Source organism: Planktothrix pseudagardhii, assembly GCF_904830925.1.
In the GTDB taxonomy this organism is placed as follows: Bacteria; Cyanobacteriota; Cyanobacteriia; order Cyanobacteriales; family Microcoleaceae; genus Planktothrix; species Planktothrix tepida.
In genome coordinates, this window is sequence record NZ_LR882967.1 from 2,685,151 (window position 1) to 2,708,174 (window position 23,024).

The following is a 23,024-nucleotide window of genomic DNA, read 5'->3' on the forward strand; positions in this document are numbered from 1 at the left end:
AAGAGGTTTAGGACGTTGCATAATCGTTCTCCAAGTCCGTAAGGGTTAAAAGAATCAGGATCATTAAGTTGATGATTCAATTATTCCGTATTTTTCCAGTGATATCAGGGACGCACATCTCTAAAATTGTGTGATAATAACGTTCATTCTGAGTGACAATAAACATAGAAGTGTGTGAGAGATATCGAGGGTATCCCGTGATCTTGATCATCGGGTTCTCGTTCTTCAACAAGTTTATTGTATTCACGTCTTATGAAAACTACAAAAGATTTTATTGTTATTGATACGGAAGGACAACCGATTTTAAGAGAATTAGCCATTGTCAATCATCAAGGTGAATTAATTTATGAAGCTTTTGCAGAAAATCATCCTCACAGTCCGAGAATTTCCCATCGGACTAAACCGTTAAAGCAGATTTTAAAAGAATTTGTTGAAATCGCTCAATCTCAATTAATTATCTGTCATTATGCTCAACATGATATTGAAGTATTGAGAAATACATTTAAAGCCGTAGGAATTTCAGCACCTCAATTAGATTTTCAGTGTAGTTTTGAACTAGCGCAACGCTATTTACCGCAACTGAATAGTCATTCGTTAGAAGCTTTAAGTAAGCATTTAAGGTTAAAATTAGATGGTCAATTTTTTATTCGAGATGCGGCTCATCGGGCGAAATATGATGCGTTATTTACCTATCAACTTTATAAACATATTGTCAATGAATATTTGAAAACTGAATTAAAAACTCAACCGAATCCCTTTGGAAGCAGTCGGGTGGATACACCGTTTCAGGATCATCCCGATTTTAGGGGTATTTTTGCGGAAGAATGCGATCGCTTAAAAGCAATTTTGGGCGATATTAAATTAGACCCTAATCATCAAACAAAGGGGGCGGTTGTCATTGGGGAACCTGGTTCGGGAAAAACTCATCTGATGATGCGATTAGCCAAGGATTTATTAACCAAAAACCGTTTATTATTTATTCGTCAACCCAATAACCCCGATACGGTTTTATTTCATACCTATAGCCGAATTTTAGAATCTTTGATCCAAATTGTTCCCAATAGTATTCACACTCAGCTTGAGTATTTATTGGCGAATAGTTTTGCTGAAATCATTAAATCTACAGACACTTACTTTACCGCTAGAACTCAGAAAGATGAGAAAATTTTACAACTGATTCAAGGGGGAAATTTAAAGCTTTTTACCGATTTATCCCAGGCGGAAACAAAAACAAAACGGGAGTTTTGGCAACATATTGAAAAACGAGCCTTAGAATGGTGGAATAATAACTTTTCTGCCGCAGGTTACGCCCCTAAACTTTTACAGGGAATTGTGAAATTTTGTGGGTATACTGACTTTAATCGCCGTCAAATTATTACCCAATGGTTGGCGATGAATAATTTACCTCAAGAGGAATTAGATCGGGTAGGTTTACCATCTTGGGAAGATGAATTGAGTCGGGAGGAAGCTTCTTTAGAGGCGTTAAAGGTGTTAGGGTGTTTATCGTTATTAGATCAACCGTTAATGATTGTTTTTGATCAGTTAGAGGGGTTAGGATTAAAGAACAATGAACGGTTATTACAGGCTTTTGGATCAGCCGTTAAAGAGATTTTTACCCATGTTCCCAATAGTTTAATTATTTTAAACTTATTTCCTGATCGCTGGCAACAATTTAAAGCGGTTTTTGATGGCTCAATTATTGATCGGGTGTCTCAGTCCCAAGTGTTCCTAAATCGTCCTTCTAATCAAGAGCTAAAACAGTTATTAAATTTAAAAATACAATTTTTAGATATTACCGTTGATGATTTATTTGAACCTGATGAAGTTACCGCCATTTTAAATCATCTTTCGATTCGGACAGTCTTAAATGTGGCGGCGGATTATTATCGCTATAAAGTTGATGGAATTCCTCTCCCTAAACATCAACTTATTCCCCTTTCTACCCCGGATGAAACAGAGGTTGAGCGACGATTACAACAGTTAGAAGCGGAACTGGAAACAATCAAACAAGCAATGGGTCAAATGAGTGAGTTTATTACTCGGAATTATCCCGAAAAATCAGAAATTTTTAATTCTGAGTTATTTGGATTTACCCCTTTCTTGGAATCTCCGGTTCAGCGACAATTGAGAAATTACTTCAAAGAACAACGCATTTGCTTAGAGGGGACATTATCTAAACCTAAAATTATTACTGATAGTGATGATTTAGGAAAATTGATGACGCTTTTAGAAGGGTTAATGTTAGTGATTTCTCCCTTGAGTGTAGATGTCTTAAAGTTGGGGAAACGGGTGATTCCTGAACATTTAGTGATTCAGACCCAAACTCATAGTTTTGTTGTCGGATTTTTGCATTTAGGGGGATCTCCCTTTTTCCATCGGTTGAAAAACTGGAATGAGTTACTGGGTTTTAAACCCAATTTTAAATTTATTCTATGTCGAGATGAAACCGATTATCCCATTAGCGGTCAAAAAAGCTTATTAGAATTAGAACGACTTCAACACTCTCGCACCGGAAAATTGATGATTTGGCATCAAGAGGAGCGAATTCTATTTGAACTATTTTATCAAATGATTGTGGATATCCAAAACCATGATTTAGACGTTAAACTAGAGGATGCAATTGAATTTATTTTATCAGAATATAAAGATTATTGGTTATTTCAAAATATTAAACAGGAATCAAATTAAAAACTATCCTGAATTATCGGGGATATCAATGGAAAATTTGACTAACTCTATTCTCAATAAAACCTGTAGATTTATGTACCAATTTACTCAATTCATCGGTAGAATTACTGTAATTTCAGCCTTGATAATGGCGATGGATTCCCTTGTATTTGCTCAAACCCAATCTTCCTCTAGTACAGATTTAACGCCTTTACAACAACAGTTAAAATCAGGGAATTGGAAAGCTTCTGATATAGAAACTCGTCGCTTAATTCAACAGTGGATTTTTCCGAAAGGGGATGTTTATGCTAAACCTGAAGTGAATCAAAGTTGTTCGTAGAAAGAATTTGTTATATAAAAAAAGTGGGTTGTATGTTAGTACACATCACCCACTTAAAAATTAGTTTTGAATCCTGGGGTAATTCCCTTGATTTAATATTCAGGAACAGAAGAATCAATTTCTCGACTCCAAGCCAGAATTCCGCCTTTAACGTTAGTGCCTTCAATGCCTGCTTCTTTGAGAATTCCTAACGCTTTTCCAGACCGCATTCCTGATTTACAATGGGCAATTAAACGATGACCATTTAACTTTTCTTTAACTTGTTCAATGCCTTTTCCTTGTTCAATATCGGGTAAAGGAATTAACACCGAACCGGGAATTTGAGCAATTTCATACTCATGGGGATTACGGACATCAATTAATACGAAATCCTTCGCACCACTATCGATTAATTGCTTAAGTTCCTGAACCGTCATTTCAGGAATATCCATTTTTTGTTTTGCCTCCTGTTCTTTTGCTTGGGGAATTCCGCAGAATTGTTCGTAATCAATTAATTTTTCAATAATGGGACGTTCAGGATTGGGACGTAATTTTAACTCCCGAAACGTCATATCTAAGGAGTTATATAATAACAAGCGTCCGCTTAAGGTTCGACCTTTTCCTAAAATGATTTTGACGGTTTCTGTGGCTTGAATCACGCCAATCATTCCGGGTAAAATTCCTAAAACGCCACCTTCTGCACAGGAGGGAACCATCCCCGGTGGTGGGGGTTCGGGGTATAAATCGCGGTAGTTGGGGCCACCTTCATAGTTAAATACCGTCGCCTGACCTTCAAACCGGAAAATTGACCCGTAGACGTTGGGTTTGTCCAGTAACACACAGGCGTCATTGACTAGATAGCGGGTTGGGAAATTGTCGGTTCCATCTACAATCACATCATAGGGTCGCAGCAGGTCAAGGGCATTTTCTGAACTCAGGCGGGTGTTGTAGAGGTCAACTTGACAACTGGGGTTAATCTCCAAAATCCGGTTTTTCGCTGATTCAATTTTGGGTTTTCCCACCCAGGACGTCCCATGAATAATTTGGCGTTGCAGGTTGGAATGGTCAACCACATCAAAATCCACAATTCCGATGCGTCCAATTCCCGCCGCCGCCAAATACAGGAGTAATGGCGAACCGAGTCCCCCGGTTCCAATGCACAGCACACTCGCCGCCTTCAAGCGTTTCTGACCTTCCAGACCAACTTCTGGCAAAATCAGATGGCGGGAGTAACGTTCGTAGTCGTCTTTCGTTAACTGGATTTCATCCAGATTTGGATTTAGCATAGCAATTTCGACAAAAAATATAACCGTCCCTGTTACGGGTTTGGGTCGTCAAAACTATATATTGTATGTCCTAGGAGGGAAAATGGGTTAATGTCTTATCAATTCTTCAACTTGAAACTGTTGATATTCATCTAAACTCCAGTTTTGCAGGTCGGTTGCTTTTCCTTTTTCGACGGAAATAATAATATAAGAATAGTCTGACCACGCACAAACTCGATCAAATTCTGAGGGAATGGCTGGATGATCGGGATGGGAATGATAGATTCCTATAATAACAAGATTGCGATCGCGTCCTTGTTTTTGGGCTTGAATCATTTGTTGAGGAGAAATTGTAAACCGACGTTCAGAGGTGACAGGTTGATCAGTCGTTTCTACCTCCTCAAAAGCTTGGGCGGTTTCCGAATTCCAAGCATTTTCGGCGGGAATAATCTCCACTACAATTTTATCATGATTTTCATTAATTTTTCCCATTAATAATCCGCAGCATTCCACGGGATAGGTTTGTTCTGCATAAGTTAAAATTTGTTGAATTTGTTCTGAGGATAGGGTTAAGGTTGACATAAATTAAGATTTAGCTTGTGCTGGTAGAAGTCGTTAATTTAGGGATAAAGTTGATTAAAATAGCGATCATTAAAAAGGCGATGATTCCCAAACCCGAACTGACGAATAAATTAACTGTTCCGGGTTGTTTTACGATAAAATCATATCCACTCATGGCTAAAGAAAAGGATCCAAAATAAACTCCGATTCCTAACCCTGCTTTATGAGGGGGGACTAAGGAAAAGGCAATGGGAATAATACCATTAGCAACTAAACTATAACTCGCAATGAGGAATAATAGGAATAGGAATAGGATAGAATGGGAGAAGAATGAAAGGGGAATTAATAAAATAGATGTGGCGATTAATCCGATTAATGTTGCTTTTGTATTTCCAATTTTAACGGCTATCAATCCAGCCGGAATAGATGCAAAGGCTAGAAGAATTAATCCAATAAACATCATCCATTTGACATTTTCTCCTGAAATTTGAATAATATTAGGGATAAATTCTCCCAATATTAGCCGTGTCCCCAAAGCCACAAAAAATCCTAAGATTACAATAAAAACTAAGTTTTTAAAATATACCTTTTGTTGAGATTTTTCAGTAATAGTAAGAACACTTAAATCAGGATTAAAATATCTTAAAATACCGACTGAACTTAATAAAACTAAAGAGCCAATTGTAAATGTAATTCCTGAACCAAAACTCAGAATAAATTCACTAGAAATGGGACGAATAGCCCCCACAATACCCCCAATAAAAATTAAAATACTCATAGCTTGAGGGAGTTTTGTTTCTATGGCGTATTGACCTAATAAAGCTGTAACCGGACTTCTAAATAGAGCCATCGCAACAGCCCATAAAATTAATAAAATTGGCAATATCCCATGTAAAGAATTAAGAGATTGACCGAAAATAAAAAATGTAGGAATAGCAATAAATAAACCTGAAGCTAAAATCACCCCTAAACTAATGAAAGGAAACCGGGTTCCCATCCATTGTCGTTGACGATCTGAGAAATTTCCGGCTAACGGTTCAATGATAACTCCTAACGCATTTTCAATGACTAAAAGGGTTGTGAATAAACCCGGAAATCCAAAGGTAGTTAAAAGTTGGGGGACATATAATCGATAGAGTAACCAAGTTAAGGTAATTGCGCCTTGAACTAAGGATAATCCGATTAACTGAAACCAAAGAATAGAGGGTTGAGAATTTGATTTTGACATCTCAATTAATTTTTTATACGATTATTAACTAATTCTATGCCGAAATCAATTGCAGCTTTCATACTAGACGCATCTGCAATTCCTTTTCCCGCAATATCAAAGGCTGTACCGTGATCAGGAGAAGTTCGGATAAAAGGTAAACCAATTGTTGTATTAACCGCCCGATCAAATGCCATTAATTTAACAGGAATTAGCCCTTGATCATGATATAATGCTAAATAACCATCATGGGCATTTTTTCCTAAATTAAACCAAGCTTGACCCGGTTTAACCCACATGGTATCCGGGGGAATTGGGCCGTCTAATTGAATATAAGGATAGCGATCGCGTTGTTGATTTAACCAAGGAATTAACCACTGTTTTTCTTCTGTTCCTAACTGTCCCTCTTCTCCACTATGGGGGTTTAATCCAGCCACAGCAATGCGGGGATTTTCTAATCCAAATTCATGACGTAAACAATCCACAAGTAACTCTAATTTTAAACTCATTAATTCTGGGGTTAAAGTTGAGGAAACTTGAGAGAGAGGAATATGAGTTGTGGCTAACAATGTTCTTAATGTCCAGCCTGTATAGGGAGAGCGGGCGACAAATAACATTCCAAAGCGTTTAACTTTGGCTTTTTCGGCTAAAAATTCCGTTTGTCCGGGGTAATTATAACCCGCTAAATTCCATAAATTTTTAGCAATTGGCCCTGTTATAATTCCATCAAATTCGCCTTGTAATGTTCGAGTAATGGCTGTATCTAAATATTGAAAACTAATCGCCCCACTGGTGAGGTTTCCTACTCCCATTTGTAAGGGAGGTAAAGTCGGATCAGGCTCTAAATTTATCACGGTAAACTGATGGGGGTTTGAGGAATAAAATCCTTGATTTTGTAACTGTTTGTAGGTTTGTTGCAAAATGCGATCGCTTCCAATAACCGTTAGATCACAGTGTTGATGTAACGTCGGATCAGCTAAAGCTTTTAATACCACTTCTGGCCCAATTCCTGATGGATCACCTAATGTTATGGCTAAACGAGGTAATTGTTTAGATTGAGACATAATTTCAGTAGTAAGCCCTTCAGGGCTTTTTCTTGATCGTTTTAAATATTGTAGCCCTAAAGGGCTTACTACGGGGAAAGAATCAGTTAAAATCAAACTGGATAAAACCGTTAGTTTATATTAAACCGCAACCTATGACTATTCCCTCAACGCTGAATGTGGCGATTGGCTTATTTTTTATTTATCTACTTTTGAGTTTATTTACCTCAGAAATCCAAGAATTTTTAGCCAGTTATATCTTTGATTGGAGAGCGGAAAATTTATATCGTTCTATTCAAGTTGTTTTAGGAAATACCGCTACAGAATTACTCTATCAACACCCTTTAATTAAATCCTGGAAAGATTATAAACAACGAGTGAATCAACGCTCATTAGGCCCGTCTTATATTCCGAGTTCAACCTTTGCTTTAACCTTAATAAGTGTTATTTTAGAACAGTCTGGGGTGCAACCAAAGCTCGATAGTTTTACGATTGAAGATTTTATTAAAGCCATTGATTCTGAAGCGATTCAACATCTTTTTGATCCTGATCAAATTAAATTGTTCAAAATCTTAGCGGTTAAAGCGAGTCATGAAGCCAGAGATCCCGCAGAAATTGAACCCTTAGAAAAAGCCATTAGTGATTGGTTTGAACAATCAATGGTTCGAGCATCAGGGGTCTATAAACGGAAAGTTAAATTGATTACTCTTTTGATTGGGTTAATTGCAGCAATTGGATTAAATGCAGATACCTTAAATATTGCTAATCGTTTATTTCAAGAACCTATATTACAAGAAAATCTCAGCCAAACGATTAATATTGTTTTGAATCAAGATGCTAATTTTCCCCTTAAAGATTGTTTAAAATCTCAACCCGATGCTCCAAAATCTTGCCAAGATTTAACCGAAAATTTTCTCTATTCCTATTTATTTGACTTTTCCTCTTTACCTTTAGGATGGGATACCTCGAACGTAAATCAACAGTTTAATTCAGGAGAAAACTTATTCACTTTTAATGTCATTAAAGCGATGATAGGATGGGGATTAACCGCGATCGCAATTTCAATGGGATCGTCCTTTTGGTTCGATCTCCTCAACAAATTAATTAATGTTCGCAATACCGGATCAAAACCCTCACAGACAGAGTAACTATTCTCAATTCCCTACGATAACCGATGTCGATATTGGAGTTCGGAAAAAGTTACAGTAAATTGGGTTCCATTTTCCTGGTCAAGGGTAATCGTTCCTTCGAGTTGGTCAGTGAGTGTACAAACCAATTCCATTCCCAAGGATTCGACATTTCTAAAGTCTACTCCTTCAGGAAAACCAATCCCATTATCTCGAACGGTAACAATAATTTTATCCTCTTCATTTTGATGGAGTCCCAGATAAACAACTCCTGATCGACCATTGGGAAAAGCGTGTTTTAAGGTATTAGAAACCAGTTCATTCACAATTAAACCACAGGGTTGTGCGGTTTCAATATTTAAACCAACAGGTTCAATATCCAGTTCAAACTGAACTCGACCATCTTGAATATTATAGGATTCAAATAAATTATCTATTAAATCTTCTAAATAATCTCCAAAGCTAATTTTTTCTAAATTCGTTGAACGATAGAGTTTTTCATGAATTAAAGCCATTGAATAAATTCGATTTCGACTATCTTCTAAAACCTTAATCAATTCAGGCTGCTGAACATAATCCGATTGAAATTCTAAAAGATTAGAAACTACCAACAAGTTATTTTTCACCCGGTGGTGAATTTCTTTAAGTAAAACTTCTTTTTCGCGTAACGATGTCACAAGAGTATCTTCAGCTTTTTTCCGTTCTGTAATATCTCGATACATCCATAAATGACCTTGAGACGCTCCTTGAATCATAATCGGAACATAATCTCGTTCAAGGGTGCGTCCATCAACTAAAGAAAGTTCTTCATTAACAACGACTCTTTTTCTTCGCATTACCTCTTGATTTCGGATAATAAATTGTGCAGGATCACTAAAAATATTTTGATATTCAAAGGCGAAGGTAGAGCCATCCATTCCGATGAGTTGATCGGGAGATGTGTGGATATTAAATAAATTACAAAAGGCTTTATTTGTTAAGACAATTTTGTAAAATTCATCCTTGACTAAAACCCCTAACTGTAAATTTTCAATTAAGGTACTTAATCGGGAGGTTGTCGCCCATAATTGTTCTTCAATTCTTTTGCGTTCTGTAATATCAATCCCGATAAAAATTGCAGCTTGATCTTGATTATATTTTTGGGCTACTAATAAATAATAGCGAGTCGCATCTTGAATTCGAGTTTCTAAAGTAACCTCACTGGTTTTAAGATAAGGTTCACACATGAATTGTTCCATAAACTGGGCAAATTCATGACTTCCCTTAAGAAATCCAATTTCTTGACCTACAAAGTCTTCCGGTTGTAACTGATAGGTATTGGCTAAATGTCGGTTAACGCCTAAATAATGTAAATCAGAACTAATCCAAGACACAAACCCTGGAACTGCATCTAATACTGCTTGTAATTGTTCATTGGTGGTTTTGAGGCCTTCTTCGGCTTTTTTACGATCGCTAATATCAATCCAATAAGCTGTTGTGTATTTAAACTGTGATTATAGCATTACCTTTGTTTTTAAGTTTACGTCCCCATTTAATAGATAACTGTCCTTCATTTAAAAGCTGATGTAATAAACACTCTAGCTCATCAACTGATTTAAAGAGTCGATGAGCTATATATTCTTTAGCTGAATGCCAGACTAATTCAATTAAATTATAATCTGGACTATATGCTGGAAGAAATTCTAAATAGACATTCGGCATTTCTGCTTTAATTTTTTCTAGGTACTCTTCTTTTTTGTGAAAACTTGCATTGTCAAGAATAATCAGGATCTTAGCTCCTTTTTCTACAAATTCTTCTGCTTGATTTCCCGCTAATACCCATTCATAAATTAGCTCTTGATAAAAACTTTTTAACACTTGATAAAAATTATCTGCATTTCCTTTATCCAGAAATTCTACAAATCTTTTTTTATCCGAGTACCTCAATCCTCCCATCACATTAACTCTTCCTTTCCTCCTGTCTCCTCTAATCTGTTTCCTCTTCCCTTTTTTACACCAATTCTTTCTTTTTATCACTCTTAAATTAAATCCACTTTCATCCCAAAACCATACCTGTAATTGTTCTGGACTTTCTTTTGCTATTTTCAAATATTCTTCTATTTTATCTTTAAATAATTTTCTTTTTTCTGGATCTCTTTTCTCTTCTAAGCTATACTTTGCCCACAAATAAACATACTTTTTTTCCTTTAATATCTTTCTCACTTGTGAACTACTTAATTTGATTCCTGTGATTTGTTCTAAATAAGTTGCCAATCTTTCTCCTGTCCATCTCCCAAATTCATATCCTAATTCTTCCGGTTCTTTTTCTACTGTTTCTAATAATATCTCTATATATTTGTCTGTGGCTTTTCTATAATTTCCTTTCATTCTTTCATCTTTTAGGCTTTCTAATTTGTCAGGGTCTCCATGTACACACCAATAACATACTTTGTTTAATGAGCAGCCCAAAAACTTGGCAATTTCACTTTGCTTTTTACCATCATTTAGCAATAATAAAATCAAGATTCTTTCTCGGATTTGTCCATTTTCTTCCTCTTTCAATCTTTTCTGTAGTTTCTCTACTTGCTTTTCATTTAAATGATTTTTAGCAGGCATCTTTTGATTGATTTTTCTAAACTTGGTTTTTCATTATACCCTATTTAGATGCTTAACAGCTTAGCCAACAATTTCTAAAGCATTTCCTTCCCCATCTCGAATTAATTTAGCTTGATCATACATCCAATGGTAAGTGCCATCCTGATGTTTAAAGCGATATTCATAAGTTGCATATTCTTGCTGAAATAAGGTAGATATTTCTTGATTTTTCAGTTTCTCAATATCTTCTGGATGAATATGGTTTAACCAAAAGCTGGGTTGAGTAAATTCCGAGACATTGTATCCTAAAAGGGTTTTAATATTATCACTAATAAAGGTAGCTTCATAGTCTCCATTCGCTTTGGCACTATAAATAATTCCGGGGCTAGAAGATAATAAATATTGTAATCGTTCTTGACTGACTAATAAAGCTTGTTGCGCCAGAGAACGTTCTTTTAATTCTGTTTGTAATTGTTCATATAATTCCGATTGTTGAATCGCAATGGCAAGTTGACTGGTAATTTGTTGCAGAAGGGAAATTTCCCATTCTTCCCATTGTCGAGGTTGACTGCATTGATGGGCAATTAATAAACCCCATAGAGTTTCATTTTCAATAATGGGAACGGCAACTTTAGCTTGAACTTGAAATTGCTCTAAAAATTCAACTAAACACGGTAAAATCTGATTTTCTTTAATATTAGCAATGGAGGCAATTTTCCCGTTAATATAACTTGGATGACATTCTGAGAGAAAGATTTCTTCAGAAAAAGTTTGTTCTAAAAGGGAACTCCACTCTGGATTAACATCTTCCGCAATTACACTTCCTGTACTGTCGGGATAAATTCGATATACTAAAACTCGATCCGCTTTCAGAAACTGTTTAACTTCCGTTACCATTGTTGATAAAATAGATTTAAGATCTAAAGATTCTCGAATCCGTTGAGTAATGGTGGCAATTAATCGTTCTCGGATGACTTGTTGACCTAAACGTTCCTCGGCTAATTTACTTTCAGTAATATCATTCTGAATTTCTAAATAATGGGTAAGATTTCCCGCCTCATCATAAATGGGAGAAATATTCAATTCATTCCAAAATAAAGAGCCATCTTTACGGTAATTTTTCAAAACAACATTACAATTTTTTTTCTGTTCTAACGCTTTTTTAATTTGCTTTAACTCCGATTGGCGACGATCCTTACCTTGGAGAAAACGGCTATTTTTACCAATCGCTTCTTGAGCCGAATATCCCGTCACTTTTTCAAAAGCTGGGTTAACAAAAACAATCGGATAATCCTGTTGTCGAGCATCCGCAATCACAATGCCATTACTACTATAGGCGATCGCTCGTTCACTGAGTCGTAATTTTTCTTCCACCCGTTTTCGTTCTGTAATATCCGTTGCGGCGCCTAGGATGTGTTTCGGTTTTCCATCGGAGGTTCGAGCAAAAATGGTATCTCGGCTGACTAACCAATGCCAATTTCCCTGAATATCTTTCATCCGGTATTCAAACTCAAAAATCTCATCTTTAGTCGCCGTTGCCAATTTTTGATGATAGATTTCTAGTTGAGCATAATCCTCGGAATGAACTAGATCCGAGAGTACAGTTGAACCCATTTCTAAAATTTCTTCTCGCGTATATCCTAAGACTTTAGTAATTTCATGATTGACATAAATAGTGTGCTTTTCAAGCAAATCATAAATATATAAAATATTAGGACTAGCATCCGTAATCCGTTGAATAAACCGTTGACTTTCTTGCAATTCTAATTCGGCTTTTTTGCGATCAGTAATATCTAAAGCTGCTCCGGTAATTCCAATAATATTTCCTTCTAAATCTAAGAGCGGATCAATGGTTAAATCATAGCATTGAATATCTTGATTATGAAGATTCGTAATTACCTCTTCTCTCAACCCCACTTTTGTATTTAAAACTTGTTGTTTAAGTTGGATCAGCTTAACGGCATTTTCTGGAGGAAAAATATCACTATCTAATCGACCAATCACGGCTTCGGGTACATATCCACCCGCCGGATTATAAATCCAAGTGTAGCGTAACTCTAAATCTTGATTAAATACAACAATGGGGGAATTTTTGAGCGTTATTTTAAATCGTTCTTCACTAAACCGTAACGCTTCTTCCGTTTGTTTACGATCCGTGATATCACGGGATATGGCAACAATTTCTTGAATGTTTCCTGTTTGATCTCGTACCTTTTTTTGAGTGGTTTCAAACCACACATACTCTTGATCTTTCCGCAAAATTCGATAAACGATAGTATTAATATCGGCTGTTTCAATAGAACTTTGATGAGGGCGATTGATTTTGGCTAAATCTTCAGGATGGAATAATTCATAAGCTGAACGTCCGACTAACTCTTCTGGTTCATAACCCAACAAAGAACGAGAGGCGGGGGACGCATAAAGATAAACACCTTGGGGGGTATGGCGACTAATTAAATCCGTTGAATGATCAGCCATTAAACGATAGAGTTGTTCACTCTGGCGAATCACTTCTTCAGCTTGTTTTCGTTCAATTGCCGTTGCTAGAATATTGGCTACACTTTGCAAGAAATTAACATCATCTTCACTAAACAGTTGTAGTTTTTTCCCATAAATTTCTACCTGTCCCAAATGATGATAATTTTGCCCCATAATCGGAATACAGATGCCTTTATTTAAAAGTGTAAAGTTGTCATGATTTAGATCATTTTCCTCTAAATCAAGCTGGGATTGGGAGAAATTAAATTTTAGATCGTCCTGAACATTGGGGATGTGATGAATCATCGGGGGTTTGAAAACCAGGGGTTCATGACTGAGAAGGGTATAATGTTGAGTGGGCTCGTCCCAAACCGCTAAGGTGAGAAATACTCCTTCTAAATTGTATTCTAAAATTTTGCAATATTCAACGTTTAAATCTTGGGCAATTTGAACTACAATTTCATTAATCAGGGACACTAAATTCATTTCTGAAAGAGCTTTTTGACCTAATTCAGCAATGATCGCTTGTTGATAAGCTTTATCTTCTAATTGTGATTCTATTTCCTGTAATTCTACAACTTGGCGATGTAATTTTTCATTCATGAAACTGAGTTCTGTGGTGCGGTCAGCGACTCGATCTTCTAACTCTTCATTGAGGGTTTTTAACTCGGCTTCGGCTTGTTTTCGAGCGCTAATATCTGTAATCGTTCCTACATAACCAATGATTTCACCTTGATCATTTAATTCTTCCACGACTTGACCAAAAACCCACGTTATTTGACCATCTTGACGCTGAAGCCGATATTCACAACAAAACTGAATTTTTTGTAAAGATGTCTCTCGGATTTGACCCGAATCTGTCCGTAGTCGCTGCCATTCTTCCTTCACATGGGCTTGATCTTCTGGGTGAATGGCTTGCGTCCAACCCTGTCCTAATGCTTCTTTCGGGGTCAGTCCAGCAATTTCACACCAACGTTGATTAACATACAAACAATTCCCATCAATATCGCAGTGAAAAATTCCCACCGGAGATACTTCTGCTAAGGTGGCATAGCGTTTTTCACTCTTGCGTAACGCGGCTTCAGTGCGTTTGTTTTCGCTAACATCTCGTGCCACCGCATAATATTGGGTTTCATCAAAGGGCATCGCTGTCCAGGATAACCACCGATAAGAACCATTTTTACATTGATATCGATTCTCAAAATTATGGCTGGGAATTCCTAATGATAAATTCTCTAATTGTAATAGGGTATTTGCCCAATCATCAGGATGAATTAAACCTAAAAACGATTGTCCTAAAAGTTCAGTTTCTGTATATCCTAATAAACTCAACATTCGAGGATTAACTCGTTGAAAAAATCCTTGGGTTGTGCCAATACAAAAAATGTCTAAGGAAAGATTAAAAAAGCGATTTAATTCTTCTTCAGCTTGTTGTCGTTCGACGCAAGACGCAATAATATTAGCAATCGCTTGTAAAAAATTAATTTCATCTGAAGTAAACCGACGTTCTTCCTCAGTATGAATTCCTAAGACCCCAAAGGGCTTTTCTTTCCCCGAAATGAGAACGGTAACGCCACTGACAATATTATGATTATAAAAAAAGGCACAACCACTAAAGCGACTTTCGACTCGTAAATCCTCAACAATAATCGGTTCTTTTAATAATAAGGTATAACCGGGTTGGGACTTGCGACCCTGACCAACGGTGATTCGCCCCACAGAACCCGAACGCCATCCTAATCCTGCGGTTAACAAAAAGGTACTGTCGTTAGCGAGTAATTCCCAAATTTGAACATATTTAATCCCTAAAGTCTGTCCAACGAGGATCACAACCTTTTGTAATAAAGTATCTAAGTTGGTTTGACAAAGAGCATATTGACCTAATTCTGCAATTACCTGTTGTTGTCGGGCGCGACGTTTAAGTTCTCCTTGGGATGTTTGCCGGACAGTGACATTCTGTACCAGTGATAAAAGAGAGACAACTTGTCCAGATTCGTTTTTGAAAGCAGAGTTATACCATTCACAGTACACCAAAGTACCGTCTTTGGTATAGTTTCGATTACAACAGATATTCCGACTTTCCTCACCGTTGAGTAAGTGGGACGCGATCGCAGTGACCTGTTCTAAATCTTCTGGATGTACAAATTCCCACTGATTCCAATGGCGATGTAGGATTTCTTCAGCCTTCCAACCAAAGATTTTTTCAGCTTGGGGCGACCAGCGTTTGAGGCGAAATTGTTCATCCCATTCAATCACGGCTAAAGGAGAATTTTCGACATGAAAAGTTAACTGTTGGTGGGCTTTTTGTAATTCGGCTTCTGTTTGTTTTTGAGTTTCTGGGAGGTGTTGAAGTTCTCGCAGCCGTTGTTGTACCCGTTGTTCAACGATCTGCTCTTGTTCGTCGAGGAGTTGTTGTTTTTCGACTTCTAAATCTTGAACTTTTTGTTCTAAAAATGTGACAATTTCATTCAATTCTGCCGGGTCAAATAAACGCAATAAATTGCTCTGGGTAATGATTCCTAATAATTCTCCTTGATTTCCTATCACCACTAAGCGACGCACCCGATGTTTTTGCATTTGCTGATTTGCCCGCCATAAATTATCATGTTGATGAATCGTCAACACGGGTTGATTCATCATTTCAAGGGCGGTTAAACCGGAAATATCTTGGTTTTGGCTTTGAAACCGCAGCAAATCCCGTTCTGTAATTAAACCGACTGGAATTGTGCTCGGACTGCTGTTGAGGGGAAACTGAGGAGGACGCTCTTCAACAACAACCAGACAACTAATCTGATGTTGAGCTAAAAGTTTGGCTATGTCTAACACCGGGGTGGAGGGAAAAACCTGAATCACTGGAGTTGTCATCACTTCAGCAACGGAACGCAACCGCAACACATTAATCGGTTGCAACATTTGGCGTAGGGTTTCTCCGGTAATCACCCCTTGCAATTGTCCTTGGTCATCAACAACCGGTAGATGGCGAATTTGATGTTCCCGCAATAGGGAAATAGTATGATAAATATCTCGATAGTCTGCTTGTTTTAAAATTATAACTTCCGTTGTCATCACCTCTTGCATCTTGATCCCGGCCAAGGATTGGCTAGAACTGATCAAGTGGATGACATCCCGTTCAGTAAATATCCCGACTAACTGATTCTCTTGTTGCACCACAACATAACTGGCCGGATAGTAGGGGTTCTCATTCATCTGTCTGAGTACCTCTAACACAGGCATTTCAGGACTGACACTCAGAGGATCTCTATCCAAAAGTTGATTCAGCGTTGGGATGTAAGACGGTAAACTATTAAGTTCCATTTCAGAGCCATGAGGGGGAGAGGGACGGGGTAAGGGGGATGGGGGGACTAGGGGACTAGGGGACGGGGAGATGGGGAGGGGGGAAGTTAGGGGTCAGGGGTCAGTCATTAGGGGTAAATAAAGAGTCACGAGGGTTTGGTTGGGGGTGGGAGTTTCTATGAGCAGTTGACCTTCGTGGAGTTCGATGAGTTTTTGGACGATGGCTAATCCTAAGCCAGAGCCTTGTTGTTCATAGAGTTTGCGTTCAAACTGCATATGGGCGCCAATTTGAGCAATTTGTTGAGGATTCATTTCTCGTCCAGTATTTTTAACCGATAAAACAAATTGACGGTCTTTAACACATCCATTAATTTCAATTGGTTCTCCTGGATTGGAAAACTTTAGAGCATTATCAACTAATTCTTCCACCAGTTTTTTCAACCTCATCTCTGCCATGGCGATGGGAACATCTTGCAAATTCAGAGATAAATCTGCCATCCGTTGTGCTTCTTGAACCTGAGTCATGACTTGTTCAGTAATCGCGTCTTTGGAAGATGCTGTTTTATACTGACGTAAGGCAGCAATGCGTTTGGGTTCGGTAGCAATCAGTTCTAATTCAGCATAGAGGAGAAAATTCATGATCAACCGATATAAGCGTTGACCGGATAAAGAAATCTGCTCGACCATTTCCCGAATTTCCTGGGCATCCATAAAGTCTAATTCATGGAGTAGCAATTCCGTTGAAGCGAGAATTCCATTCAGAGGGGTTCTTAATTCATGGGGAATAGAATGGGTAATATTGCTGCGAAGTTCCTGTAATTGTTGTTGAGATGCTTTTTGAACAACCGCTTGTTTTTCGAGTCGAGTCGAAATTGCTTTTAACAATTCAGAGGGGGTAAAAGGTTTAGTTAAATAATCATCAGCCCCTAATTCCATCCCTTTCCTTAAATCCAATTTATCAGCTTTTGCGGTTAGGAAAATAAACGGAATCATCATGGTTTCGGGTTCTTTCCGCAATGCTTCTATTACCCCATAGCCATCGAGTTCGGGCATCATCACATCACATAAGATTAAATCGGGATGAGTGCTTTGGGCAATTGATAAACCGATTTTTCCATTCTCGGCGGATAAAGTTTCAAACTCTTCAATTTCTAAAAGTTCTACGATATTTTCTCGAATGGATTCTTCATTTTCAATTACTAATATTTTGGTCATTTGAATGTCCTCAATGATTCTAATTCATGTTAGGGATTCGGTTGAGAAACTTTTAATTTTCGTCCGCTTTTAACTAAGGCTTGAAACTCTTCTAAATTGAGAGGACGACTGAATAAATATCCCTGAATTTCATTACAATTAAACTCATTCAAGAGGTCTAACTCTTCTTGGGTTTCAACTCCTTCAGCAATTACTTTTAGATTTAAAAGATGCGCCATCGAAATTAAAGATTGGGTAATAGCCGCATTGATTTTATTATTATGGAGATTCCGAACGAAGCATTGATCGATTTTCAGCACATCAAACGGAAATTTTTGCAGATAGTTGAGAGAAGAATATCCTGTCCCAAAATCATCAATGGCTATTTTTAAACCCAGGGCTTTTAAGGCTTGCAATTGTTGGATGGATAATTCCGCATCTCGAATCAACAAACTTTCGGTTAATTCTAATTCTAAATAATCCGGTTCGCAGCCGGTGGTGAGTAAAACTTGCACTAATTTTTGGCGCAAGTTAGCAGTTCGGAATTGACGACCCGATAAGTTAACGGCTACCCGTAAACAACCTAACCCTTGAGAGCGCCATGCTTTACTATCTTTACAAGCTTGATATAAAACCCATTCTCCAATCGGTTCAATTAAACCCGTTTCTTCCGCAATCGGAATAAATTTCATCGGGGAAATCATTCCTTGTTGGGGATGTTTCCAGCGCAGTAACGCTTCTGCCCCGACAATGTTTCCTGTTTTTAAACTGACTTGCGGTTGATAGTAAAGTTGAAACTCTTCCCTTTCTAAAGCATAGCGCAGGGCGACTTCTAAATCAATCCGTTCTGAGAGTTCATGATCACAGGTGGGGGTATAAAAAGTATAGTGATTTCCTCCTTGTTGCTTGACTTCATTCATGGCTTGTTTTGCCGCCCGCAGAAGTTGTTGAATCTCCCGACCGTCTTGGGGATAGAGTGCAATTCCAATGCTAATGGTGATCAAGACTTCCCGGTTCATTAAAACAAAGGGTTTAGAAATGATTTGTTGTAATCCTTCTAAGGTGGTTTTCAGCTGTTTTTTATCTAAAATTGGGGATAGTAAAATTGCAAATTGATCGGCATTGATATGGGTAATAATATTTTCAGCAGATAAATTTTTTCTGAGCCGTTCTCCTACCTCTTTTAAGAGTAAATCTCCGCTTTCATAGTCAAAAAGATCATTAATTCGGCTAAATCGATCTACCCCTAAACAGAGAACGGGAATCATGCCTTGGTAATTCCAATTTTCATCTATCCCCGATAAGGATGCTAATTGATGCAGCATTTGTTGAAAATATTCCAACAAAGATAAACGGTTGGGTAAGCTTGTGGTGCTATTTTGATAAATTAATTGATTGAGTTTAGCTTCAGCTACTTTTAATTCGCTACTATAACGATCTTTTAAGATCGTGTGTTTTTCTAAACGAATCACAATCGCTTTGAGTAATTCTGTGGCGGTACAGGGTTTAGTCAAATAATCATCAGCCCCAAGCTGCATTCCTTTCCGCAGGTCTCCTAAATCAGCTTTTGCTGTTAAGAAAATGAAGGGAATGGTCGCTGTCAGGGAGTTTTCTTGTAACTTGAGGAGAACCCCATAACCGTCGAGTTCTGGCATCATCACATCACACAAAATTAAATCCGGTTGATGTTGACTAGCCAGTTGCACCCCAATTTTACCGTCCTCGGCATTGAAAACTTCAAAGTCTTCAGATTCGAGAAGTTCTACAATATTATCTCGAATTAAATCTTCATCTTCAATCACAAGAATTTTAGTCATAGTTGTTTCTCTGTAATACATTGAGTTTGCGAATGAATTTAATATTTTCTGGGGTTAATAGCGTTTGTAAGTCTGAAATCTGATTGAGAATACTCACTTCCCGCGCACACTCTTCTTGGAGGATTTTTAAGTAACGTTGTTGTTTTAAAGCTAAATGAGGTACTTCATTGGCGTTGGTTGATAATAAGTTTAACATTTGAACCGCTAAACTAATATTAGACATCGGGTTACTCAGTTCTTCTGATAGCCGCAGTAACAGTTCTTCCTGGGTTTTGCTGAGTTGCTCAAGTTCAGCAACTTTCTGTTTAAGTTGATTTGCACGTTCTCGTTCCTCCGCATATTGAAATAAATACTGTTGTTGTTTTTTTAATCGGGCGCGAATGGTACTCAAGAGTTCTATCGGTGTAAAGGGTTTTGTGATGTAGTCATCCGCCCCTAATTCCATTCCTAACCGCAAATCCCTGCGTTCAGCTTTAGCGGTCATAAAAATAAACGGAATATTGGCAAGAAGGGGTTGTTTTTGCATCTCGGTGAGAACAGTATACCCATCAATATCTGGCATTATAATATCACAGAGAATTAAGTTGGGTTGATACTCTGAAGCTAACTTAATCCCTAATTGACCTTGAGCCGCATCTAAAACTTGGAATTCTTCGGATAAAAGTAACTCCATTATATTTTCTCGAATGGTATCTTCATCTTCAATAATCAAAACTTTATTCATAAAATTTATTCATTTCCCTCCAGCGATAATTTGATGGTAAATTGTGTTTTTGCTCCGAGGATGGTTTCGATCAAAATACTGCCCCGATGAGCTTTGAAAAAGGTTTAACCCTTGATCAACTGAGTCCAGTACCGGAAATATTTCCTGCATTTGAACTGCAATAAAATTTGTTAAATATTTTTTTTGGTTTCAGGAATTCCAATTTCTTAAGCTTGGGCTTTCAAAATGAATTGTTGGGTATCCTGAAAAATCTCCAGTCTGATTATAGCACGTTGCGCTGCATCACTAACCTGTTTATCAACCCTTGATTGAGAATTAGATTTAACATATCTTAATCAGTACCGATATCTAAAATAGACCTTTAATGAAGAGTTCGGTTTTAATTAACTGTATAATTACTGATAATACTACAACTTGAGGAGGCCTATTCCTTGAATTCCCATAACTTTAACTTACCATCGACGACACAATTTGAACTTTTCCCTGAACCTTTAAGTTTAAATAACTGTGATCGAGAACTTATCCATCTTCCGGGCACAATTCAATCTCATGGAATTTTGTTTGTGTTGTCCAATCCTGACCTGAATATTCTTCAAGTTAGTAATAATACAGAGGTTTATTTAGGGATCCCACCCGAACAATGTTTAGGACACCCCCTATCTTTTCTATTTGCCTCAGAGCAACTTTTGGCCCTGCAAGAGTGTTTAGAAGGAACGTTTGATCAGGTTAATCCAGTACAACTTCAGGTACAAATTAATCAAGATATCAAAGTATTCCAAGGGATTATTCACCGTTCTCCTCAAAATTATTTTATTTTAGAATTAGAACCAACAGCAGAAAAAGAATCGCCTAATTTTTTAAATTTTTATGAATTAACTAAAAAGGTATTTTTAAAACTGCAAAAAACAACAACCCTTGCTCAAATGTGTGAAGTTTTAATCCAAGAAATCCAAAAAATTACGAAGTTTGATCGAGTCATGATTTATCGGTTTTTTTCCGATGGTTCAGGAACGGTCATTGCCGAGGAAAAGCGAGAGGATTTAGAACCTTATCTGGGATTACATTATCCTGATTCTGATATTCCTAAACAAGCAAAACAACTCTATATTCTCAATGGATTGCGATTAATTCCTGATATTAATTATCAACCTGTTCCTATTATTTCTATGCCATCGGATACAGCAACAGAACCCCTTGATTTAAGCTTTAGTGTGTTGAGGAGTGTCTCTCCCATTCATCGAGAATATTTAAAAAATATGGGGGTCGCAGCATCCCTCTCAATTTCAATTGTTAACAATAATCAACTTTGGGGATTAATTGCCTGTCATCATTACAGCCCTAAATTTCTTTCCTATAGTCTCAGAACGGTGTGTGAATTTCTGGGACAAGCGATGTCTTTAGAGTTACCGACTAAGGTAGAACATGAAAATTTAGATTACAAACTATCCCTAAAATCTCTGCAAGCAAAATTTACAGATATTATGGTTCAGGCAGAAACGATCATGGATGCTTTACTGCAAAATCAAGAAGATCTCCTGAAATTAATGGCGGCAGAAGGGGCGGTTTTTGTTCAAGATGAGCATTTAATTCTTATAGGAAAAACCCCTTCAAGTTCAGAATTAGAACCCTTAATTCTGTGGTTATCTGATCAATTTAAAAATCATACATTTGTTACCGATTCCCTCTCAACGGTGTACCCTCCAGCGGCAAATTTTCAGGCGGTTGCTAGTGGTTTACTGGCAATTTCCATTACCAAAATTAAACGAAATTTTATTTTATGGTTTCGTCCTGAACAATTACAATATGTGAATTGGGCGGGAAATCCTGATAAACCAAAACGAATTGAAGAAGATGGCAGTTTAACAATTTTTCCGCGTAAATCCTTTGCTCTGTGGCAAGAAACGGTTCAGGGAAAGTCCTTACCTTGGCAACCTTTTGAAATCGAAGCCGCCCTAGAAGTCAGAAGTGCCTTAGTTAGTATTATTTTACAGAAAGCTGACGAACTAGCCGCGATAAATTTAGACTTACAACGCACCAATAGCGAGTTAGATGCTTTTGTTTATATTGCTTCCCATGATTTAAAAGAACCCTTGCGCGGAATTCATAATTATTCTACCTTTTTATTGGAAGATTATGGTCAAGTTCTCGATGAGGATGGAGTTTATAAACTGCAAACCTTAGTTGATTTGACGAAACGGATGGAGGATTTAATCAATTCTCTATTACATTTTTCTCGCCTGGGGCGACAGGAATTGAAGCTGAATCCGTTAGATTTGAATCAGTTAATCTCTCGGATTATTGAATTGTTTCAAATGAGTTATGCAGCCGATACAATCAATATTGTGATTCCTCGAACTTTACCCTTGATTCGAGGGGATAAAATTTTAATTCAAGAAGTCTTGACAAATTTAATTAGTAATGGATTAAAATATAATGAGCAGTTAATCAAATCTGTCGAAATTGGATATTTAGATCCAGAACTCCTGATCACAGAAGAAACTCAACCGTTTTTAACGTTGTATATTCGGGATAATGGTATTGGAATTCCGCTCAAGCATCATGACACTATTTTCAGAATTTTTAAACGCCTTCATGCACGAACTCAATATGGAGGTGGAACGGGAGCGGGATTAACAATTGTTAAAAAAATTATTGAACGACATGGGGGAACAATTTGGCTCAATTCTATTCCCCATGAAGGGACAACCTTTTATTTTACACTTCCTTATTTTTTAGGATAAATTATTAGAAAGA

At 37.3% G+C, this 23,024-nt stretch carries 14 protein-coding genes; 4 read left to right on the forward strand and 10 right to left on the reverse strand.

Annotation, left to right across the window (positions count from 1 at the left end; genetic code table 11):
• Positions 1-252: 252 nt before the first annotated feature.
• The gene (locus NMK36_RS11385) at positions 253-2,688 is read left to right on the forward strand and encodes an exonuclease domain-containing protein (protein ID WP_254173749.1); all 2,436 of its coding nucleotides are present in this window, start codon (positions 253-255) and stop codon (positions 2,686-2,688) included.
• A 73-nt stretch (positions 2,689-2,761) separates the two neighbouring features.
• A complete protein-coding gene (locus tag NMK36_RS11390; RefSeq protein WP_186440451.1) occupies positions 2,762-3,007 on the forward strand; it encodes a hypothetical protein in 246 nt (81 codons plus the stop codon).
• A gap of 92 nt (positions 3,008-3,099) precedes the next feature.
• Here NMK36_RS11390 and moeB read toward each other — a convergent pair whose 3' ends face one another.
• The 4 genes from moeB to pdxA form a co-directional block, all read right to left on the reverse strand.
• On the reverse strand, positions 3,100-4,272 hold the full coding sequence (gene moeB / locus NMK36_RS11395; RefSeq protein ID WP_072721776.1) for a molybdopterin-synthase adenylyltransferase MoeB: 1,173 nt from the start codon (positions 4,270-4,272) through the stop codon (positions 3,100-3,102).
• An 87-nt stretch (positions 4,273-4,359) separates the two neighbouring features.
• Complete coding sequence (locus NMK36_RS11400) at positions 4,360-4,833, reverse strand: Mov34/MPN/PAD-1 family protein (protein ID WP_072721774.1); 474 nt, start codon at positions 4,831-4,833, stop codon at positions 4,360-4,362.
• 10 nt (positions 4,834-4,843) lie between these two features.
• On the reverse strand, positions 4,844-6,040 hold the full coding sequence (locus NMK36_RS11405) for an MFS transporter (protein ID WP_254173750.1): 1,197 nt from the start codon (positions 6,038-6,040) through the stop codon (positions 4,844-4,846).
• A 5-nt stretch (positions 6,041-6,045) separates the two neighbouring features.
• Positions 6,046-7,083 carry a 4-hydroxythreonine-4-phosphate dehydrogenase PdxA gene (gene pdxA, locus NMK36_RS11410; protein WP_072721771.1) on the reverse strand — a complete coding sequence of 346 codons (1,038 nt, stop codon included), beginning with the start codon at positions 7,081-7,083 and terminating at the stop codon, positions 6,046-6,048.
• A gap of 134 nt (positions 7,084-7,217) precedes the next feature.
• Between pdxA and NMK36_RS11415 the strand changes: the two genes are divergently transcribed.
• Positions 7,218-8,210 carry a hypothetical protein gene (locus NMK36_RS11415; RefSeq protein WP_072722326.1) on the forward strand — a complete coding sequence of 331 codons (993 nt, stop codon included), beginning with the start codon at positions 7,218-7,220 and terminating at the stop codon, positions 8,208-8,210.
• A gap of 14 nt (positions 8,211-8,224) precedes the next feature.
• On the opposite strand, the gene NMK36_RS11420 is transcribed toward NMK36_RS11415, so the two are convergent.
• The 6 genes from NMK36_RS11420 to NMK36_RS11445 all read right to left on the reverse strand — a co-directional run bounded on the left by NMK36_RS11420 (position 8,225) and on the right by NMK36_RS11445 (position 20,270).
• Positions 8,225-9,562: a sensor histidine kinase gene (locus tag NMK36_RS11420; protein ID WP_254173751.1), complete on the reverse strand. Its 1,338-nt coding sequence runs from the start codon at positions 9,560-9,562 to the stop codon at positions 8,225-8,227.
• A 109-nt stretch (positions 9,563-9,671) separates the two neighbouring features.
• Positions 9,672-10,784, reverse strand: a complete 1,113-nt coding sequence (locus NMK36_RS11425; protein WP_254172743.1) for an IS630 family transposase — start codon at positions 10,782-10,784, stop codon at positions 9,672-9,674.
• Positions 10,785-10,844: 60 nt separating this feature from the next.
• The gene (locus tag NMK36_RS11430) at positions 10,845-16,556 is read right to left on the reverse strand and encodes a PAS domain S-box protein (protein ID WP_254173752.1); all 5,712 of its coding nucleotides are present in this window, start codon (positions 16,554-16,556) and stop codon (positions 10,845-10,847) included.
• A 93-nt stretch (positions 16,557-16,649) separates the two neighbouring features.
• Positions 16,650-17,750 (reverse strand): hybrid sensor histidine kinase/response regulator, encoded by a 1,101-nt coding sequence (locus NMK36_RS11435; protein WP_254173753.1) that lies wholly within the window; start codon positions 17,748-17,750, stop codon positions 16,650-16,652.
• 29 nt (positions 17,751-17,779) lie between these two features.
• Complete coding sequence (locus NMK36_RS11440; RefSeq protein WP_072721765.1) at positions 17,780-19,546, reverse strand: EAL domain-containing response regulator; 1,767 nt, start codon at positions 19,544-19,546, stop codon at positions 17,780-17,782.
• Complete coding sequence (locus tag NMK36_RS11445; protein WP_072721761.1) at positions 19,539-20,270, reverse strand: response regulator transcription factor; 732 nt, start codon at positions 20,268-20,270, stop codon at positions 19,539-19,541. Before NMK36_RS11445 ends, NMK36_RS11440 begins: the two co-directional genes overlap by 8 nt.
• A 431-nt stretch (positions 20,271-20,701) precedes the next feature.
• On the opposite strand from NMK36_RS11445, the gene NMK36_RS11450 reads away from it, so the two are divergent.
• Positions 20,702-23,011 (forward strand): ATP-binding protein, encoded by a 2,310-nt coding sequence (locus tag NMK36_RS11450; RefSeq protein WP_072721759.1) that lies wholly within the window; start codon positions 20,702-20,704, stop codon positions 23,009-23,011.
• Positions 23,012-23,024 lie beyond the last annotated feature (13 nt).

Bases quoted from the DNA above. Each gene is read 5' to 3' on its own strand.
- NMK36_RS11425 (WP_254172743.1), bottom strand. From the start codon at position 10,784: ATGCCTGCTAAAAATCATTTAAATGAAAAGCAAGTAGAGAAACTACAG.
- NMK36_RS11415 (WP_072722326.1), top strand. From the start codon at position 7,218: ATGACTATTCCCTCAACGCTGAATGTGGCGATTGGCTTATTTTTTATT.
- NMK36_RS11440 (WP_072721765.1), bottom strand. From the start codon at position 19,546: ATGACTAAAATTCTTGTGATTGAAGATGAAGATTTAATTCGAGATAAT.
- NMK36_RS11445 (WP_072721761.1), bottom strand. From the start codon at position 20,270: ATGAATAAAGTTTTGATTATTGAAGATGAAGATACCATTCGAGAAAAT.
- NMK36_RS11385 (WP_254173749.1), top strand. From the start codon at position 253: ATGAAAACTACAAAAGATTTTATTGTTATTGATACGGAAGGACAACCG.
- NMK36_RS11435 (WP_254173753.1), bottom strand. From the start codon at position 17,750: ATGACCAAAATATTAGTAATTGAAAATGAAGAATCCATTCGAGAAAAT.
- NMK36_RS11390 (WP_186440451.1), top strand. From the start codon at position 2,762: ATGTACCAATTTACTCAATTCATCGGTAGAATTACTGTAATTTCAGCC.
- pdxA (WP_072721771.1), bottom strand. From the start codon at position 7,083: ATGTCTCAATCTAAACAATTACCTCGTTTAGCCATAACATTAGGTGAT.
- NMK36_RS11405 (WP_254173750.1), bottom strand. From the start codon at position 6,040: ATGTCAAAATCAAATTCTCAACCCTCTATTCTTTGGTTTCAGTTAATC.
- moeB (WP_072721776.1), bottom strand. From the start codon at position 4,272: ATGCTAAATCCAAATCTGGATGAAATCCAGTTAACGAAAGACGACTAC.
- NMK36_RS11430 (WP_254173752.1), bottom strand. From the start codon at position 16,556: ATGGAACTTAATAGTTTACCGTCTTACATCCCAACGCTGAATCAACTT.
- NMK36_RS11400 (WP_072721774.1), bottom strand. From the start codon at position 4,833: ATGTCAACCTTAACCCTATCCTCAGAACAAATTCAACAAATTTTAACT.